The 19,447-nt window shown below is 62.7% G+C and carries 14 protein-coding genes and 2 pseudogenes; all 16 read left to right on the top strand.

Annotated features, from left to right (window positions below; all coding sequences use genetic code 11):
* The first annotated feature begins 8 nt into the window (after positions 1-8).
* The 16 genes and pseudogenes from QDT69_RS04965 (at position 9) to QDT69_RS04890 (ending at position 19,442) form a co-directional block, all read left to right on the top strand.
* Entirely contained in the window at positions 9-1,274 is a 1,266-nt protein-coding gene (locus tag QDT69_RS04965) for a cellulase family glycosylhydrolase (RefSeq protein WP_279705513.1), read from the top strand.
* An 8-nt stretch (positions 1,275-1,282) separates the two neighbouring features.
* Complete coding sequence (locus QDT69_RS04960) at positions 1,283-2,353, top strand: acyltransferase (protein ID WP_279705512.1); 1,071 nt, start codon at positions 1,283-1,285, stop codon at positions 2,351-2,353.
* A 481-nt stretch (positions 2,354-2,834) separates the two neighbouring features.
* A pseudogene (locus tag QDT69_RS04955) lies at positions 2,835-2,984 on the top strand (IS110 family transposase); the annotation flags it as partial.
* Between the two features lie 736 nt (positions 2,985-3,720).
* A complete protein-coding gene (sfnG, locus tag QDT69_RS04950; protein WP_279705511.1) occupies positions 3,721-4,821 on the top strand; it encodes a dimethylsulfone monooxygenase SfnG in 1,101 nt (366 codons plus the stop codon).
* Positions 4,822-4,846: 25 nt separating this feature from the next.
* Positions 4,847-5,755 (top strand): ABC transporter ATP-binding protein, encoded by a 909-nt coding sequence (locus QDT69_RS04945; RefSeq protein WP_279705702.1) that lies wholly within the window; start codon positions 4,847-4,849, stop codon positions 5,753-5,755.
* Positions 5,755-6,645: a branched-chain amino acid ABC transporter permease gene (locus QDT69_RS04940; RefSeq protein WP_279705510.1), complete on the top strand. Its 891-nt coding sequence runs from the start codon at positions 5,755-5,757 to the stop codon at positions 6,643-6,645. Before QDT69_RS04945 ends, QDT69_RS04940 begins: the two co-directional genes overlap by 1 nt.
* A gap of 3 nt (positions 6,646-6,648) precedes the next feature.
* Positions 6,649-7,692 carry a branched-chain amino acid ABC transporter permease gene (locus QDT69_RS04935; protein ID WP_279705509.1) on the top strand — a complete coding sequence of 348 codons (1,044 nt, stop codon included), beginning with the start codon at positions 6,649-6,651 and terminating at the stop codon, positions 7,690-7,692.
* 27 nt (positions 7,693-7,719) lie between these two features.
* Positions 7,720-9,051, top strand: a complete 1,332-nt coding sequence (locus QDT69_RS04930) for an ABC transporter substrate-binding protein (RefSeq protein ID WP_279705508.1) — start codon at positions 7,720-7,722, stop codon at positions 9,049-9,051.
* A 59-nt stretch (positions 9,052-9,110) separates the two neighbouring features.
* Entirely contained in the window at positions 9,111-9,899 is a 789-nt protein-coding gene (locus tag QDT69_RS04925) for an ABC transporter ATP-binding protein (RefSeq protein WP_279705507.1), read from the top strand.
* Positions 9,900-9,921: 22 nt separating this feature from the next.
* Positions 9,922-11,118, top strand: a complete 1,197-nt coding sequence (locus QDT69_RS04920; RefSeq protein WP_279705506.1) for an acyl-CoA/acyl-ACP dehydrogenase — start codon at positions 9,922-9,924, stop codon at positions 11,116-11,118.
* Between the two features lie 766 nt (positions 11,119-11,884).
* Positions 11,885-12,169, top strand: coding sequence for an XdhC family protein (locus tag QDT69_RS04915; RefSeq protein ID WP_279705505.1), 285 nt, complete (start codon positions 11,885-11,887; stop codon positions 12,167-12,169).
* A gap of 8 nt (positions 12,170-12,177) precedes the next feature.
* Positions 12,178-12,587: pseudogene (locus tag QDT69_RS04910) on the top strand (carbon monoxide dehydrogenase subunit G).
* Positions 12,588-12,821: 234 nt separating this feature from the next.
* On the top strand, positions 12,822-13,874 hold the full coding sequence (locus tag QDT69_RS04905; RefSeq protein WP_347952025.1) for an NAD(P)-dependent alcohol dehydrogenase: 1,053 nt from the start codon (positions 12,822-12,824) through the stop codon (positions 13,872-13,874).
* A gap of 1,625 nt (positions 13,875-15,499) precedes the next feature.
* Complete coding sequence (locus tag QDT69_RS04900) at positions 15,500-17,170, top strand: aromatic/alkene/methane monooxygenase hydroxylase/oxygenase subunit alpha (RefSeq protein WP_066512348.1); 1,671 nt, start codon at positions 15,500-15,502, stop codon at positions 17,168-17,170.
* 87 nt (positions 17,171-17,257) lie between these two features.
* The gene (locus QDT69_RS04895; protein WP_279705503.1) at positions 17,258-18,346 is read left to right on the top strand and encodes a 2Fe-2S iron-sulfur cluster-binding protein; all 1,089 of its coding nucleotides are present in this window, start codon (positions 17,258-17,260) and stop codon (positions 18,344-18,346) included.
* A gap of 25 nt (positions 18,347-18,371) precedes the next feature.
* Positions 18,372-19,442, top strand: coding sequence for an aromatic/alkene monooxygenase hydroxylase subunit beta (locus tag QDT69_RS04890; protein WP_279705502.1), 1,071 nt, complete (start codon positions 18,372-18,374; stop codon positions 19,440-19,442).
* Positions 19,443-19,447 lie beyond the last annotated feature (5 nt).

Below are 19,447 nucleotides of genomic sequence, written 5' to 3'. Positions count from 1 at the left end.
GAAGCGCCGTGACCAGCCGTCGTTCCATTCTCCGCAACATCGCCGGCGTCGCGATGCTTAGCCCATTCGCAGCGTTGCGAGCCGTGGCCGATCCGGTGAGCCCGCTTCCCAATTTCCGTCGCGGCATCGGCGTCGCGCATGCGTTCGGATGGGCCGACGTACATGCGGATGGCGCCTATGTCGATCCGCCGTTCTCCGCGCCACGCTTTCAGTTCACCGCCGAGCAGCGTCAGGCGATCCGCGCCGCGGGTTTCGACTTCGTGCGTCTGGTCGTCGATGTCGGTCCATTCCTGGCCTTTGACGGCGCGAGCCGTGACCGGCTCGACGATCTCATCGTCACCGCGGTCCGCGCTCTGCTCGCCGCCGATCTCGGCGTGATCGTCGACATGCATCCGAGCGCGATGAATCCGGCCTACCGGCCCGCGGAACTGACGGCAGGCGTGAACACGCCGAAATTTCAGGCCGTGCTCGCCTTGCTCGCTCGTCTGGCCGGCCGCCTGGGCCAGGTCATCGCGGAGCAGGGCAATACGGCGTCACCGAGGATTGCGCTCGAGCTGATGAACGAGCCCGAGATCCCAGCGGCGGAATGGCAGCCGATGCTCGAGGCCGCCTACGCCGCGGCGCGCAGCGGTTCGGCGACGCTGCCGCTCGTCCTTGGCGGCGGCGGGATGAACGCGCCCGGAGCGTTGGCGCAGATCGACATGGCTCCGTTTGCGGGCGATGCGCGCCTGATCTTCACCTATCATGACTATTCGCCGTGGCAGTTTACCCATCAGGGCGTGCTCGGCAGTCCCGCCTATGCGCTCGATGCGATCGTCTATCCGGCACCGGCATCGGTCGATGCGATGAACAAGGCGACCGACCAGCGCGTGACGGCCCTGGGTCTGACCGGCGCCCAGCTCGATCTGGCACAGCAGGCAAAGCAGACACTCGCGAGCTATGTCGGCTCCGGCTTCAACCGATCGACGCTCGAACGGACGTTTCAGCAGGTGGCGGCCTGGCGCACGGCGCACAACCTGCCGGCGCACGCGATCCTGCTCGGCGAGTTCGGCGTGCACAAGACGCCCTATCCGGACAGCGACGAGGGAGAGGCTGCGCGCGCGCGCTGGTTGCGCGATATGCACGAACTCGCCGAGACCTACGGCTTCGCCTGGTCGTGCTGGACTTATCTGGCGACCGGCGGCTTCGCACTGGCGGAGAACGAAGCCGGCCCCGGCTTCGATGCGGCGACCTGCGCCGCGCTCGGCCTCGCCTCGCCAAGAGCACCGGAATGAGGCCAGGCATGACGGCGCAGCGCTACGCCAATATCGACGGATTGCGGGCCATCGCGGCGCTCGGCGTCATGGTCGAGCACATGTTCGGCGACCTGCTCAGGCAGACGCCGCCTGCCGCCGGGCCGATGAATGCCGCGGGCGATCTGCTGGTCCAGAATGTCAGCCTCGGCCGGTTCGGCGTGGCGCTGTTCTTCCTGATCAGCGGCTTCGTGGTACCGTTCAGCATCGGCGGCGAACGGCCGTTGTTTCAATTCGCGGTCTCGCGGGTGTTCCGGCTCTATCCCGCACTGTGGCTTGCGCTCGCGGTGCTCGCGACCATGGCATGGCTTGCCGGCGAGCCGCCGCGCGCGGTGACCGTGCTTGCCAACATGACCATGGCGCCGGCGCTGTTCGGCCAGCCCTGGCTCTCGCCGATCTACTGGACGCTGTTCATCGAGCTGGTGTTCTACATCCTCATCGCGCTGCTGTTTTCGGTCGGCAGATTGAGACACGTCGCGGTGCTGTCGATCCTGAGCCTGGCGCTGGTCGTCGCAACGGCGTTGCCGGTTCAGTTGCGCACGCACGGCATTGCCAATTTGCCGGTCCAGTATCTCGGCATGCACCTCTCGTTCCTGTTCCTGGGCCTCTTGTTGCGCTTGTGGCTGGTCGAGCAGGTGCCGGGGGCACGCATCGCCGCGCTGACGCTGGTCCTTGCGCAGATCGTCGCGGTGCCGTCGGTCGCAGCCTTCTCGCTGGCGCGCGGCGACAATTTCATCATGGAGGGACTGACGCCGGTCCTCACCGCCTACTTGCTCGCCTTTGTGGTGTTCCTTGCAGCCGTCAGGTTAGACCGGCCGCGTTCGCTCCTGTCGCGGATCGGGCTGATCAGCTACTCGATGTATCTGTTCCACTGGACCGTGAATGTCACGGTCTACCGGTTCCTGCCGTTGACCGGACAGATCGGCGACATCGTCACGATGCTGATCTGCACTATCCTTACCTTGCTGGCATCCTGGCTGGTGTACCGGCTGGTGGAGCATCCGACGATCACGTTAGGGCGCGCGATCGTGCTCAGACATGGCGTGGCGAGCCGTTCGTGACGGATGCCGAACCCAATGTATGGGGCGAGCGAATAACCGGTGACGGGCACGCACCGAAACCAACGCGCAAGCCAACTCTATTGCTCGACCGCCCAATTCGGCAAGAGCCGTGTGTTAGCTTGTTCGTCGCGGCTGTGGTTCTAAACTGCCAATGGCTAGGAGGATGTGACAGATGTGGAGTGTCTGGAATGTTACCTGCGGTCATTGGGCTTCGGCTTTGAATTTTGACAACAAGCTTGATGCGGAATCGTGGCTAAGAGAACATTGCAAATCCCCCAAGACGGTGGATCATTACGAGGTGCGACAGCGTACGACGTCAGCTCTCTTGAGACAGCCAAGGGATTTCACAGAGTGAGGATTTCTGGTGCAACGTAGCCGCAAGGAACGAAGATGAAGCAGAAATCCGGACCGCGTGAACCGGCGGTTGAACCAGTGTTGAAGGACATTCGGGGCCAGACACGTCGGCATTACCGCGCAGGTCATTCTGACGCGAGTGCAGAAATGGTCCTGGCGCAAAGCGTGGGCCATGCAGATCGCAAGGCGACGCGGGCGGCAAAAGGCGATCGTTGCTTTGGCGCGGCGGTTCGCTGTGATCATGCGCCACGTGTGGAGCGACGGAACGGAATTCCGCCAGAACGAGGCACAGCTCACGGCAGTATCATTGCTAGCTGTGATCGAGCTAAAGATCCAAACGTTAAGGTCGAACGATTCAAATTCAGAAGTAGACGAGTTTTTCGAACTGAAGCGCCGCGTAGAAGAATTCTTGGCCGCAAATGCAGCTCGACAAGAAAGGTCGATCGTGGAGGACGTGGTGAACGACCACGTCGAGCGCCAGATTTCGAGATCGTATGTCCATCATGGCGACGACTTCGTCATGGTCGATACTGAATTCGGTTTGATGAATGTCAGGTGGTCGAGTGTGGTGGACTGTGTGGCCCCGATACGAGCCGCGCAGCAACAAACAACGCGTTTTGCGTTAACAAGAGAACATTGCAGCTTCAGAATCGACGAAAAAGAGTTTGGCTTGGACTCGCTCGCCCGCAATTTCTCTGAGACTATTGATTGCTCGCCGATGGCGCTTGCGAGGGGAATGCGGATGATTTGCACTGACCTCCTGGATATCTCTCGAACCCGCGCTGCGCTTCGCGCGCGATGTTGTGCCTGCTGCTGTTGACGCATCTGCGGCGTCCCGCGGATCAGCAACCCTGACTGCCCCAACTCTCGAATAATTCGAGCTGACGACGGCTGCAGAGCCGTCGCCTGGAATCGCTGACATCGCGCAGCGTGAGTGCATCGTGCTGCCTGTATCCCGTCACGCCTTTCGTCGCCTGCCAACCGATTCACCTTGAGGACACGAGGACATCTAAATGACCGCCAGCCATGATCAGATCAAATTTGCCTATTGGGTGCCGAACGTCTCCGGCGGGCTCGTCATCAGCAAGATCGAGCAGCGAACCGGCTGGGACATTGACTACAACCGCCGGCTGGCGCAGATCGCCGAGCAAAACGGCTTCGACTATGCGCTGAGCCAGATCCGCTTCACCGCCGGATACGGCGCCGAGTTCCAGCATGAGCCGGTCGCCTTCAGTCACGCGTTGCTCGCTGCGACCACGAAGCTGAAAGTGATCGCGGCGCTGCTGCCCGGGCCATGGAATCCGGCGGTCGCGGCCAAGCAGATCGCGACCATCAGCCAGCTCACCGAGGGGCGGGTTGCCGTCAACATTGTCAGCGGCTGGTTTCGGGGCGAGTTCACCGCGATCGGCGAGCCCTGGCTCGATCACGACGAACGCTATCGCCGCTCCGAAGAGTTCATCCGCGCGCTGCGCGGAATCTGGACCCAGGACAATTTCACGTTCCGCGGCGATTTCTACCGCTTCTCTGACTACACGCTGAAGCCGAAGCCGGCGCATCCATTGCCCGAGATCTTCCAGGGCGGCAGCTCGCGCGCCGCGCGCGACATGGCCGCGCGGGTGTCGGACTGGTACTTCACCAACGGCAATTCGGTGGCGGAGATCAAGAAGCAGGTCGACGACATCAGGGCGAAGGCGCGCGCCAACAATCATTCGGTCAAGATCGGCGTCAACGCCTTTGCGATCGCGCGCGACACCGAGGCCGAGGCACGCGCCGTGCTCGACGAGATCATCGTCAAGGCCGATCCGGAGGCGGTCAATGCGTTCGGGCACGAGGTGAAGAACGCCGGCAAGGCTTCGCCTGAGGGCCAGGGCAATTGGGCGCAATCCAGCTTCGAGGATCTCGTCCAGTACAATGACGGCTTCAAGACCAATCTGATCGGCACGCCGGAGCAGATCGCCGAGCGCATCGTCGCGCTGAAGGAGGTTGGGGTCGATCTCGTGCTGCTCGGCTTCCTGCACTTCCAGGAGGAGGTCGAATATTTCGGCCGCCGCGTCATTCCGCTGGTCCGTGCGCTGGAGGCGAAGACCGCCGTGCACGCCGAAGCCGCTGAGTGACGGGGAGCTCAGCGACGTGACGGCGATGATGACGAATGCCGGCATCCTTGCGCTGGAGGCCGCTCCGGCGGAGGCCGCGGCGCGCGCGCTAGCGATCGGCAATGCAGGCGATCGGGTGCACGCGAAGGTTACGGATCGCGCGGATCGGCCGGTGTTGGCGCTCACCGATATCGCGCTGACATTCGGTGGCGTCGCTGCGCTGCGCGACATCGACCTTGCGGTCGCACCGGGTGAAATCCGGGCCGTCATCGGGCCCAATGGCGCCGGCAAAAGCTCGCTGCTCAACGTCGTCAGCGGGCTCTACCGGCCCGACCGTGGCCAGGTCTGGCTCGGCGAGCGCGCCTTCGTCCAGGTGCCGACGGCGCGATTGGCGGCGCATGGCGTGGCGCGCACGTTCCAGAACCTCGCGATCTTCAAGGGGCTGTCGGTGTTCGACAACGTCCTGATGGGGCTCGCGCATCGCGTCCGCGCCGGCTTCCTGCGCCAGATCATCGGCTCGCCGCGGGCGCGCCGGATCGAGGCGGAGAATCGCGCCGCCGCTGAAGACGTCATCGGCTTCCTGCATCTCGGCGACGTCCGCGAGCGCGCCGCCGGAAGCTTGCCTTACGGCTTGCAGAAGCGGGTCGAGCTGGCGCGGGCGCTGGTGGCGCGGCCGACACTGCTGCTGCTCGACGAGCCGTTCGCCGGTGTCACGTTGAGCGAGAAGCTCGAGCTGTCCGAGCACGTGCGCAATGCGCGCGACCGCTATGGCGCCACCATCGTTCTGATCGAACACGACATCGGTGTGGTGATGGGCCTCTCCGACCGGATCGCGGTGCTCGACAACGGCAGCAAGATCGCCGACGGCACGCCCGACGAGGTGAGGGCCGACCAGACGGTGATCGACGCCTATCTCGGCGTCGCGCATCAGGACGTCACGGAGCTCGCGGTCTGATGTTCGATTATCAGTTTCTGATCGAGGTTTTGGTCGGCGGCCTGCTGTCGGGGGTGATGTACTCGTTGGTCGCGATCGGCTTCGTGCTGATCTACAAGACCTCCGGCGTGCTCAATTTCGCGCAGGGCGCGATGCTGCTGTTCGCGGCGCTGACCTTCGTCAGCCTGGTCGAGCGCGCCATCTCGTTTCCCCTCGCGTTCGCCATCACGCTCGCGATCATGGTCGTGCTCGGCGTCAGCGTCGAGCGCGCGGTGCTGCGGCCGCTGGTCAACGAGCCGCCGATCACGCTGTTCATGGCGACGCTCGGGCTGTCCTATGTGATCGAGGGCGCGGCGCAGCTGCTGTGGGGCACCCAGGTCCACGGCCTCGACATCGGCATCAGCGACGTTCCGCTCGACATCGCCGGGGTCTTCATCAGCCGGTTCGACCTGTTCGCCGCGACGGTCGCGGGCAGCCTGGTGGCGCTGTTTGCGCTGTTCTTCCGCTACACCCGCACCGGGCTGTCGTTCCGCGCAGTCGCCGACGATCCGTTCGCGGCGCTGGCCGTCGGCCTGCGGCTGCCGCGGGTCTGGGCCAGTGTATGGACCGCCTCCGGCATCGTCGCGCTGGTGGCGGGCCTGCTGTGGGGCGCGCGGCTCGGCGTGCAGTTCTCGCTGTCGCTGGTGGTGTTGAAGGCGCTGCCGGTGCTGGTGCTCGGCGGCTTCGATTCGATCGCCGGCGCGATCATCGGCGGACTGCTGATCGGCGCCATCGAGAAGCTCGCCGAAGTCTATGTCGGGCCGCTGTTCGGCGGCGGCATCGAAGCCTGGGCGGCCTATGTCGTGGCGTTGGTGTTGCTGCTGGTGCGGCCGTCCGGGCTGTTCGGGCAGAAGCTGGTCGAGAGGGTCTAGGCGATGAGCGCAGCACCATTGACGGCACAGCTCTCGCCCGGCGCCGGAGCCTTTGCGATCGTTGTCGGGGCCGCGATCGCCTTCGGCGCCGTTCCGCTGTTCGGTTCCGACTATCTGATGGACGCGGTGCTGACGCCGTTTCTCGCGCTGGCGCTCGCGGCCGTCGGGCTCAACCTGCTCACCGGCTATGCCGGGCAGGTGTCGCTGGGCTCCGCCGCGTTCCTCGCGGTCGGCGCCTATGCCACCTACAACCTTCACCTCCGGCTGCCGCAGCTGTCGCTGATCGTCGATCTGGTGCTCGCCGGGCTCGTCGCGGCCGCGATCGGTATCGTGTTCGGATTGCCGAGCCTGCGGCTGCGCGGCTTTTATCTCGCGGTCTCGACGCTCGCCGCGCAGTTCTTCGTGCAATGGGCGCTTACCAAGTTCGGCTGGTTCTCCAACGACAATCCGTCCGGCGTGATCGATGCCCCGGTGCTCAGCGTGGCCGGCGTCACTTTCACCAGCCCGGCGGGCCGCTATGTGTTCTCGCTGAGCGTCGTGGTGGTCGCGACGTTCCTGACGCTGCGGCTGTTGCGCTCGCAGAGCGGCCGCAATTTCATCGCGGTGCGTGACCACGAACTCGCCGCCAAGGTGATCGGCGTGCCGCTGTTGCGCACCAAGCTGCTCGCTTTCGGCGTTTCCTCGTTCCTGATCGGGATTGCCGGCGCGCTGTGGGCCTTCGCCTATCTGCGCACGGTCGAGCCGGCCGGCTTCAACCTCGATCGCTCGTTCCAGATCCTGTTCATCATCATCATCGGCGGGCTGGCCTCGCTGCGCGGCGCGTTTCTCGGCGCCGCCTTCATCGTGGTGTTTCCGCTGATCCTGTCACGCGCCGGTGCGGCCTTGCTCGGCGGCGTGTTCGATTCCGGCGTGCTGGAGATGAGCCAGCGCATCGTCGTCGGCATGCTCATCATCGCGTTCCTGATCGCAGAGCCGCGCGGCCTGATCGCGCTGTGGGACCGGCTTTGGCGAGTGGTCACGCGGCCGGCCGCCATCCGCAACACCTGACATTTCGCACCACTGGAGAAACCAAAGATGATTAAATCGAGATATCTGAGAGTTGCCTTCGCCGCGGCGGTGGCCTCCGTGCTGGCCGCAGCACCGGCGGCGCGGGCCGACGAGCAGTTCTTTCCGCTGCAGAGCTACCGGGTCGGACCCTATGCAGCCGGCGGCACCGGCTTCTTCGGCGGCTTCATCGACTATCTCAATTTGATCAACATCCGCGACGGCGGCGTCAACGGCGTCAAGCTGACCTGGGACGAGGGCGAGACCCAGTACGAGGTCGAGCGCGGTGTCGAGGTCTATGAGCGGCTGAAGGGGCGGCCCGGCGTTGCCGCCTGGAATCCGCTGTCGGTCGGCATCGCCTACGCCATGATCGACCGCATCACCAAGGACAAGGTGCCGCTCATCACCATCAATCACGGCCGCACCGATTCGACCGACGGCCGCGTGTTCCCATACGTTTTCCCGCTGCTGCTCAATCCCTACAGCGAGACCTCCGGAATCGTGAACTACATCGCGAGCCGCGAGGGCGGGGTCGACAAGCTGAAGGACAAGAAGATCGTCGTGCTCTATCACGGCTCGCCCTACGGCAAGGAGACCATCCCGATCTACAAGCTCTTGGCCGACAAGTACCAGTTCAGTCTCGAGCAGATCGAGGTGCCGCATCCCGGCAACGAGCAGCAGTCGCAATGGCTGTCGATCCGCCGGGCCAAGCCCGATTACGTGGTGCTGCGCGGCTGGGGCGTGATGAACCCGGTGGCGTTGAAGACCGCGCAGAAGGTCGGCTTTCCGGCCGACCACATCATCGGCAACGTCTGGTCCAACTCCGAGGAAGACGTGATCCCGGCCGGTGACGCCGCCAAGGGCTATATCGCGATCACGACGCAGGCCTCCGGCGAGCAGTATCCGGTGCTGCAGGAGGTGATCAAGACGGTCTATGGCGCCGGCAAGGGCAATCTCGACGACAAGAAGCGGATCGGCAGCGTCTACCACAATCTCGGCATCGTGAACGGCATCCTCAATGTCGAGGCGATCCGCATCGCACAGGCGAAGTTCGGCAAGCGCACCTTGACAGGCGACGAAGTGCGCTGGGGCTTCGAACACCTGCAGCTCGATCCGGCGCGGGTCGAAGCGCTCGGCGCCAAGGATCTGTTCCACTCGATCAACGTCACCTGGGACAATCACGAAGGCGACGGCCGCGTCACCTTCCAGCAGTGGGACGGCGGCAAGTGGAAGGTCGTCTCCGGCTGGATCGCACCGGACTGGGCCTTCCTGCGTCCGATCATCGAGAAGTCGGCCGCCGCCTATGCCAAGGAGCATGGCATCAAGGTGCGGACCTCCGGCGACGATCCCGTCAGCAACTGACGCCGCAGGGACGCGGGAGCTGTTCGGCTCCCGCGTCCCTCAAGACGATGGATCAACAGATGAGTGAAACCCTGCTTTCGGTCGCAGGTCTGGCCGCGACTTACAACCACGCGATCGCGGCCGTCAACGACGTCTCGCTTGCCGTGCGGCGCGGCGAGATCGTCGCCGTACTCGGCGCCAACGGCGCCGGCAAGTCGACCACGCTGCAGGCCATCTCGGCGCTGCTCTCAGCGCGTCGCGGCCAGATCACGGCGGGCCGGATTGTTTTCGATGGCCGCGATGTCGCGGGTACGTCCGCAGCGACGCTGGTGCGCGCCGGGCTCGTGCCAGTGCTCGAGGGGCGGCACTGCTTCGCCTCGCTGACTGTGGAGGAGAATCTCGTTACCGGCGCGATGGGGCGCGATGCGCGCCGGGCGGAGATTGCCGCGGACCTCGACCGCATCTATCAACTGTTTCCGCGCCTGAAGCAGCATCGCCGCACGCTTGCCGGACTGACCTCCGGCGGCGAGCAGCAGATGACGGCGATCGGCCGGGCCCTGATGTCGCGTCCACGGCTGCTGGTGCTCGACGAGCCGTCGATGGGCCTCGCGCCGCTGGTCGTCGAGGCCATCTTTCGCGCGCTTAAGCAGCTCAACAGCGAGCAGGGGCTGTCGATCCTGGTCGCCGAGCAGAACTCGACCGTGGCGCTGCGTTTCGCCGATCACGCGGTCGTGCTCGAGAACGGGCGCAGCGTGCTGGCCGGTCGCGCGGCCGAATTGCGGCAGCGCGCCGACATCAAGACCCATTATCTCGGCGGATCGCCGAAGGGCGATCAGGGCCGAAGGCAGCCGCGCGAGGCTGTCGCATGATTGCAACCCGGAGAGACTGACCATGGCCAACGACAATCTCGCACGCAAGATCGACGACGACGTTTATGCCAGGCTCGATGCCGCCATCGACGCCACGGTGAAGGTGAATGCCGACCGCAACGACCGCGAGAGCCGTTTTCCGCGCGATAATCTGCGCGCACTGGCGGAGGCCGGCTGGACCGGCGTGCTGAACGAGCCGCAGTTTGGCGGGCTCGGTCTTAGCCATCTGGATTTCGCCGAGGCCGCCTATCGGATCGGGCAGGCCGATGCGTCCACCGGGCTCATCTACGTCATGCATGTCGGTGCGGCGCAGACCATCAATCTGTTCGGCAACACCGATCAGAAGGAGCGCTGGCTGAAGGCGGCCAATGGCAGTCTGCTCGGCACTTACTCGACCAGCGAGCGCGCCACCGGCGGCCACTGGTGGTACAATCTGTCGGAAGCCTCGCGCGACGGTGACGATTATCGCGTCAACGCGGAGAAGTCGTTCACCACGAGCTCGGGCCAGGCCGACTATTACGTGGTGCAGACGCGCACGCCGGGCGCCAAGGATCAGGCCGACATCATCTTCTTCATCGTCGACGGCAAGGCCGAGGGGATCGAGTCCCGGCCCTGGGATGCGCTCGGCGTGCGGGCCAACCATTCCGGGGCGATCCGCTACAGCAATGTGCATGTGCCGCAACGCGACCGGCTCGGTGCCGAAGGGCAGGGCAAGGAGATCATCTATGACGGCGTCTCCCCGGTCTATCTGATCGGGCTCGGCGCGGTCTGGGAAGGCGTCGCACGCGGCGCGTTGAACGCGGCGATCGCCCACACCACGAGTTTCGTGCACAAGGACAGGAACAAGAGCCTGTCGGATTATCAAGCAATCCGCCAGGAGCTCGGCGCGGCCAAGGTGCTGGTCGAGACGCTGCGGCCGTGGCGCAACGAACTTGCGGGCAAGCTCGACGCGCTCTGGCGCGCCGGCAAGCCGCAGAGCGAAATCCTGATCCCTCTGACCGAGTTCAAGGTGCATGCCGCCGAGGTCGCCAACAAGGTCGCGGCGACGGCGCTGACGGTGACGGGCGGCTACGGTTATCACCGCGGTCCGATCGAGCGCGCCTATCGCGACGCTCGTGCGGCGATCGCGATGGGGCCGTCCAATGTCATCGCGCGCGACTGGATCGGAAAGGCGGTGGTCGGCCTGCCGCTGGAACTGTTCTACGAGGGCGGGGAATAGCGCATCCCAGCGTATGGAGCCACAAGACGTTGCTCGATGTAGCCATCGACCGCCTGCCTGGATTGGCGCTCCGGGCGGGCGGCAATAGTCGACGCACAAACCGGCAGTTCGAGAACGTGGCGTCGGAGGGCGGATTCGCGCCCGAGAACGATCCGCGAGAAGTGCAGCCCACTCGACGTTGGACGTCAAAAAAGGACGAAAAAGACAATCGACTGGATCGCGACCTGCACCGAATGTCGGTATCGGTGGTTACACCTCCAGGATTTGAACCTATTCGTGCGCCTTTTTATTCAGCGCAAGCAGCGGAGCGCCAAACGTTGGATTCGCGTAGAGCGGATCGATCAACAACATCCCAATCAGCGTGGTGAGTGGGAGACGACTGGGATTCAACAATCTCCCAATTCGGTTTCCCTACATCGAATGAATTCCAGTGCGAGCGCACGAACGAAAAGTGGACGTATCTGGTGCGGTCGTCGCGCTGCGGGCAATGAGAGCCCAGTAAGACATTGATCTCATTGGTGGGCCCGGCAGGACTCGAACCTGCAACCAGACCGTTATGCGTGGCCGGCGGACCTCACGAAAATGAGGCGGGGTCGTATCCAGAGCGACTCTTGTCTGAACCAGAACTGAAAAGCACCTTTGAGCGTGAAATGCACCAAGCTCGGTAGCAAGCCTCGCAAGCTATTGCAGTTGCAACCGAAGGGGTGCCGACCTGATCGTCGACGGGTTTCAGCTGGGCCAGCTTAACGAGAGCCGCCGCTTCGTCGTGGTTTCGACGCAGGGCAAGGGCGACGAGGCCGCCCTGAGGCAAGCGGTCACCGTCAATGCTGGCTATCACGCCTTTGTCGGCAGCAAGCGCAAGGCGGCGGTGCTCCGCCAGAAGCTGGTTGCCGCAGGTCTTGACGTTGCCACCGTCGATCGCATCAAGGCGCCCGCCGGGCTCGACCCCGGTGCTATCACGCCGGAAGAAATCGCAATGTCGATCCTCGCCGAATTCACCCTTGAGCGCCGCCGCGGCCAACGTGCCGGCAATTTCCTTGCAAGCAGCTGAGATCCAAGATGCAGATGAATGACAGCCAGCGTATCCCGGCCTCCAGAGAGAAGGTGTGGGTGGCGCTCAACAACCCCGGCGTCCTGAAGCAATGTATTCCCGGCTGTCAGTCGCTCGTGATGTCGTCGCCCAACGAAATGACCGCTACTGTCGATCCGCCCAACAGCTATCGCATCTTGGGTGAGGGGTCCGGCGGCATCGCCGGGTTTGCGAAGGTGGAGCGACCGTCACGCTCACATCCGAGGGACCTGAAGTGACTGTCCTGACCTATGCCGTCGACGTGCAGATTGGGGGTAAGCTCGCGCAGCTTGGCGGCCGGCTGATCGATTCCACGGCGAGGAAACTGGCCGATCAGTTCTTTGCGGCGTTTGCGAGAACTGTTCCGAGCACAACGTGCGAACCGGCCGATAGCCCGTGAGAATTTGTTGAAGCGGGGCTCGCTGACCGCTGCCGCTTCATGTTGTGGCTGATTGGCGAGGGCAGCGGAAGTGCGGGCCGAACTCCATCTGCTGAAGCATCCCGCCCATCACCGAATGCGATTTGAGCGGCATGATTGGTCCTGCACCGGAGCAGAAGAACGAAACATGGCATGAAAAATGCTGAGGTGCCTCCGAAGGCGAGCGATAGGTTTGCCGGTCATGCGGAGGATAATATGAAAGCCCAGGTACTGAAAGCATACGACGAGAAACTTTTGAAAGATCAGTGGGTCAGCGAGGAGAAGATGCCTGATCCCAAGCTGACCAAATCGACGGATGTCATCGTTCGCATCGGCGGTGCCGGCGTCTGCAGGACCGATCTCCACATCATCGAAGGTGTCTGGAAGCCGCACATGGATCCAACCGGCGATAAGCTGCTCCCCATCATCATGGGGCATGAAAATGCAGGCTGGATCGAGGACGTCGGCAAGGAGGTCGAGGGGTTGAAGAAAGGCGACCCCGTTATCGTTCACCCGAAAATCACCGGCGGGACATGTCTGGCCTGTCGTCGCGGTTTTGACATGCACGGTCCCGGTACATTTCCCGGGCTCGACTGCAACGGCGGATATGCAGAATTCCTTTGCACGTCGGAACGCAACATCGTGCCGTTGCCGCGGACGCTTGCGCCAAAGGATGTCGCGCCCTATGCCGACGCGGGCCTCACGGCGTATCGCGCAGTCAAGAAAGCGACGCGTCACCTGTTGCCCGGTGAATTCTGCGTCGTCGTCGGGGCGGGTGGGTTGGGTCACATCGCAATCCAGTGCCTCAAGGCAATGTGCGCGGCCGACATCATCGTCGTGGACAAATCGGAGGCGTCGTTGAACCTGGCCGAAAAGTCGGGCGCTGATCACCTTGTAAAGGCTGACGGCAACGAAGTCGCCGCCGTTCTGGATCTGACTGCCGGAAATGGTGCCGAAGCGGTGATCGATTTCGTCGGCGAGAAAGGTACGACAAGCAAGGGGCTCGCGATGACCCGCCCGATGGGCAGTTACTATGTTGTCGGCTATGGCGAGGACATCCGCGTTCCGACCGTTGATATGGTGATTACCGAGAAGAACATCATCGGCAACCTGGTTGGTACATGGGCCGAGTTGACAGAATTGATGGCGCTCGCCGATCGGGGTCTGGTTAAACTCGCGACCGCCGAATACCGCCTCGCGGATGCAAACAAGGCCCTGCACGATCTCAATGCCGGCAAGATTCATGGGCGCGCAGTCTTGATTCCTTGAGCTCAATGGCTCTTCCATCGCGAGCATGCGTTCGCTCGCGATGGATCGTCACTTGCCGCTGATCCCACCTTTGGAAATAGCTCTTCGGCCGCGTTCGCTGAAGCTGGTTTTCCGGACCCATCGAAGCGCTTGTCACCGAGCGGCGGGAAACCGCCAATCATCCAAATCCCCGCTGGGCAGCTGCGCGGATGGCCCATGCTGCAGCGCAACCGTCGGATGTGAAGAACGTGACGGCAGGTCGCAAAGAGTCTCAATTTGCAATTGTTGTCGCAATTTGCGTCGCGAATGCTCTCAAGTCGAGGATCACAGTCACTCAAGGGCGCCGCGCCGGGCGCTAGTCATCGCTTCGTCCGCTCAGCAGTGGATTAAGTTCCAGGACAAGCTGGCACGGCCATTGCAAATATTGCGCGTGAGCATTTCCGGCGGAGCACGCGTTAGCCCGTTCAACACGTCAGGGAAGCGACCGCAAACGGGCGCGCCGGGCATGAGCGGATCAGACTGGTCGCCGATTGTCAGGCGGCCTGCATCTCTTCCGCGTTAGGGGGCGCCATATGAGGTTCATCCTGGTCAATGGCAGCAGGCGGTCCCGGAGGACCTTCTGTATGCTTTGCTCTGCGCCGATTGGCGCGAGCTATCTGAAGGAATGCCGCACCGGGCTGTCGTTCTGCGGCCATGACTGTTACGGGCTCTATTGCGACCGCTGGATCTCAAGAGTGGGGCCTCCAACCTGCTCGACCGTTGCAGAGAACACCGGACAATTGGCGCATGTGAAAGCAGATGGCCAACGTGGAGGGCGATGCGCTGTGGACAAGAAGCAGGTGCGTTGCCCCACAGATTCGGGTGATCACTCTCGGTCCTGAGAGGCTCCAAGCCCTCTCGCGTGAGGAGGACGCGTCCTGGCGCCGTGCTTCGGGCTCGCGACAGACGCGCAAGGACGCGGGACGAACACCGTTGTATCCACGCGTCATCCGCTGCGGATCGAAGGAGTGACCCAGCCGCATGCCAAGCGACCGGATCGCTGGTTGGCGGCGAGCAAATCAACAGGCGCGGGTGCACTGGTCGCAGCGATCACCGCCAAACGAGTCAGTACCACTGTCCCAAACGTGCAAACCTCTTGCGGTCAAATGCTGCTGCACGTCGACCCTCACGCTGTTGCAAATCTCATTCTGCGATTTCTGTCGCAACCTGCATCTGGTGCGGCTGCAGCTGGGTGCCGGCGACGCCGCCATCTGCGGTCATCTTTGCATCTGTTCGGTCGGAAATGGCCGCGCGAGCTCTTCCGACGAATTGGCACGCCCATTGCAAAGCTTCTGATCGCATAACAACGCCGACTGCTCCATCTGGGGCGAGCCGCGAAAAGAACGAGGGGAGGGGATGCTTGGCTGAGGGCGCATCATGTGCGGGATGAAGCATTGCGATCGGCGGACTGCAATTCCGAAGATCGCTCCTGATCACCTTGCAGTGCACCACAGGCATCCTCCGAGACCCTTGCCGATATCAAGCGTCCGGCCGTGCGAGCGGCCGCGAGGTGGCCCGTAACGCACGGGTAGGCGACGCCCGGTCCATCGAGTCCGGGCAAGCGGAATATCGATGTGGTTTCTGACCCGATCAGGAGGAAAGACTAGATGTCTGGAACGCTAACGCTCAACAAGATCACCGCCCAGCGCGGCATTTCCGTGGGCGAGGCTGCAAAGAAGATTGCAGATCTCGGCTGGAATCCCTCCTACGTCCAGGAGGCGATGACCTTCCCCACCGACTACAAGATCACGAAGGCGCCGAAGGATCCGATGAAGCAGGTCCTTCGTTCCTATTTCCCGATGCAGGAAGAGAAGGACAACCGTGTCTACGGCGCGCTCGACGCCGCGCTGCGCGGCGACATGTTCCGTAACGTCGAGCCGCGCTGGGTCGAGTGGATGAAGCTGTTCCTGGCGATCATCCCGTTCCCGGAAATCTCGGCGGCGCGTTCGATGGCCATGGTCGGCCGTCTGGCTCCGGGTGAGGATCTCCGCACCGGCTTCACGATGCAGATGGTCGACGAGTTCCGTCACTCGACGATCCAGATGAATCTCAAGAAGTGGTACATGGAGAACTACATCGACCCGGCCGGGTTCGACATCACGGAGGAGGCGTTCGGCAAGTGCTACGCCACCACGATCGGCCGTCAGTTCGGTGAAGGCTTCCTCACGGGCGATGCGATCACCGCGGCGAACATTTATCTGACCGTGGTCGCCGAGACCGCGTTCACCAACACGCTGTTCGTCGCCATGCCGTCGGAAGCCGCCCGCAACGGCGACTATGCACTGCCGACCGTGTTCCTCTCGGTGCAGTCGGACGAGAGCCGCCACATCGGCAACGGCCACTCGTTGCTGATGTCGATGCTGAAGGAGCCCGAGAACCACCTGCTGCTCGAGCGCGACCTGCGCTACGCCTTCTGGCAGAACCACGCCATCGTCGACGCGGCGATCGGAACCTTCATCGAGTACGGCACCACGAACCGCGACAAGAACAAGGAGTCCTACGCGGAGATGTGGCATCGCTGGATCTTCGAGGATTACTACCGGACCTACATGCTGCCGCTCGAGAAGTACGGCATCAAGATCCATCATGACGACGTCCAGCTCGCCTGGAAGCGCCTGACCGACAAGAAGTACGTGCACAAGGTCGGGCAGTTCTTCGCCGTCGGCTGGTCGGCGAACTTCTGGCGCATCGAGGCCCAGACCGAGAAGGACTTCGAGTGGTTCGAGCATAAGTATCCGGGCTGGTATGCCGAGTTCGGCAACTTCTGGAAATGGTACGAGAAGCTGTCGCATCGCGGTCAGACCAACATCCTGTTCAACGGCGATGTCGGCTACGTCTATCCGCATCGTTGCTGGTCGTGCCTGGTGCCCTGCCTGATCCGCGAGGACATCGTCACGGACGAGATCGACGGCAAGCTCCACACCTTCGCCCACGAGCTCGATCGCTGGACGGCGGTCAATGCCTTCGCCGGCGAATACCAAGGGCGTCCGACCCCGGCGATGGGGCGGTTCAGCGGTCGCCGCGAGTGGGAAAGCGTCTACCACAATGTGGATATGGCCGACGCCATCAAGGATCTCGGCTTCGTCCGCACCGACGGCAAGACCCTCGTGGCCCAGCCGCACCTGCGCTTCGACGCGAAGGAAATGTGGACGCTCGACGATGTTCGTGGCCACATTCTCAAGAGCCCGCTGGAGACGCTGCGGGCGATGAGCCCGGCGGATCGCGAAGCGCATCTTGCCGAGTATCGCAAGGGATTCACCATCAATCCCTGCAACTAAGCCAAACGGAAGGAGCCGGCTCGGGCCGGCTCCTTCCCGATCATCGATCTCCGGAAGATATGTCAGCCTTGGCTTGAGGAGGCCCATATGGGCGCGCCCGCTAACGTCGTTCGCCTGCAACCGGTAGGCGTAGAATTCGAGGTGGAAGAGAACGAAACCGTTCTCGACGCCGCGTTCCGCCAGGGCATCGCGCTGCCGCATGGCTGCAAGGAAGGACAGTGCTCGGCGTGCAAATGCATTCTTACCGGAGGTGAGGTCGAGCTCAAGAAGTACTCGACGTTCGCCCTTAACGAGACAGAGCGCGGCCAGGACTACATCCTGCTGTGCCGGACATTGGCCTATTCGGATCTTGAGGTGGAGCTTCTCAACTATGACGAGGAGGTGCTCTCGAAATCGATCCCGGTCAAGGACTTCACCGGCACGGTCACGAGCGTCTCGGCGCTGACCCATGACATCCGGCATCTGGAGATCTCACTGGAGCAACCTCTGAAGTTCTGGGCGGGTCAATATGCCGACATCACGCTCCCGGGGGCAGAGACGATTACGCGCTCGTTTTCCATGGCAAATTCGCCGGTCGAGGGCCAAAAGCTCGCATTCATCATCAAAAAATACCCGAACGGACGCTTCTCCTCCCGGCTCGACGGAGATCTCGCCATCGGAACCAAAGTCGGGCTCAAGGGACCTTACGGGACCTGCTTCCGGCGAGAAGCCAGAACCGGAGCCATGATCCTGGTCGGCGGCGGATCAGGAATGTCGCCGCTGTGGTCGATCCTGCACGATCATCTTAGTTCGGGCGAAGTTCGCCCGATCCAATTCTTCTACGGCGCCCGGACGCGGAACGACCTCTTCTATCTCGATCACCTCGCCGAGCTCGCAGCCGAGCATCCGGAATTCAGTTTCGTCCCGGTGCTCTCGCATGCGTCCGACGACACCGCCTGGGGCGGAGCAAGGGGCTTCGTGCATGAAGCGGTCGAAGCACATCTTCGCGCCGCCGGATATGGCGAGGATGTCGATGTCTACGCCTGCGGACCGTCGCCGATGATCGAGGCGCTGACGCCGGTTCTGCATATGAACGACGTCGCATCGGACCGCATCTTCTTCGACAAGTTCACGCCAGCAAGTAACTTAGAAGCCAACAGCCCGAGACTTTCCAAGTGCCGATCCAGCCAAGTGTAAAACTAGCAATGGGAGGAGTAAGACCATGACTGCCGTTCCGAATGTTTCAGTAGGATCCGGTGCAGCAGGTGCTGCAATATTTCCGGACTCAGACAGCCGCAGATATCGGTATTTCGAGCCGCGCGCCAAGCGGGCCACGCACTACGAGGACGTGACCGTCGACGTGCAGCCTGATCCGGAACGCTATCTGTTGCAGAACTGGATTATCGCCTTCCCCAACGGGAAAGGCGCCTACTACAAGGACGCCACAGCGGCGTTGAGCTCGAACTGGCATGCGTTCCGGGCTCCCGACCAGGAGTGGGAGCGGACCCATTATCAGCGCCAGTCCAAGATCGAGGGAATGGTTCAATCGGTGATCGCCAACGGCCGCAAGTCCGGTGCACCGAAGGCGTTCGACAAGTCGTGGGTCAAGATCCTGCAGAACCACCTCGGTGCCTGGAAACATGCCGAGTTCGGCCTGGGCACGTCGCTGATGCAGGCGCAGCGCTACGGCTACACCCAGATGATCAACAACGCGACGCTGACGAACTCGTCTTACAAACTGCGCCTTGCGCAGGATATCACGCTGTATCTCGCCGAGATTGGAATGGATATTCCGGGCTTCGACGACAACGCGGGCAAGCATACCTGGCTCGAAGACAAGGGCTGGCAAGGCACCCGGGAAGCGATCGAAGCGATCATGGGGTCTGGCGACTATCTTGAGCAGTATTTTGCCACCAACATCGTGTTCGAGCCGCTTGTCGGCGAATTGTTCCGCAGCAAATTCCTGATGCAGGTGGCTTCGCCGAATGGCGACTTCATCACGCCATCGGTCATTTCGGCAGCCGAGGCCGACTACGAGCGCAATCTCGCGAACGCGATCGACCTGATGCATCTCCTCGTCACCGACAACCAGCACGGCGCCCACAACAAGAAGCTGTTCCAGGGCTGGGTGAACAAGCATGTGGCGCTCGCCAACAAGGCGGCGGCCGGCTTGCAGCCGATCTGGTCGCAGCCGCACTCGAAGCCGGTGCAGTACGCCGATGCCCACGCGCAGTCGGTCGAACGCATCAAGAAGATCCTCGGCGAGCTCGGCCTCGTCCTTCCCAAGGAGTAGATTGC

Source organism: Bradyrhizobium sp. CER78 (assembly GCF_029846235.1).
In the GTDB taxonomy this organism is placed as follows: Bacteria; Pseudomonadota; Alphaproteobacteria; order Rhizobiales; family Xanthobacteraceae; genus Bradyrhizobium.
The sequence above is the reverse complement of the archived record's forward strand: the minus strand, read 5'-3'. Positions and strand labels throughout refer to the sequence as shown.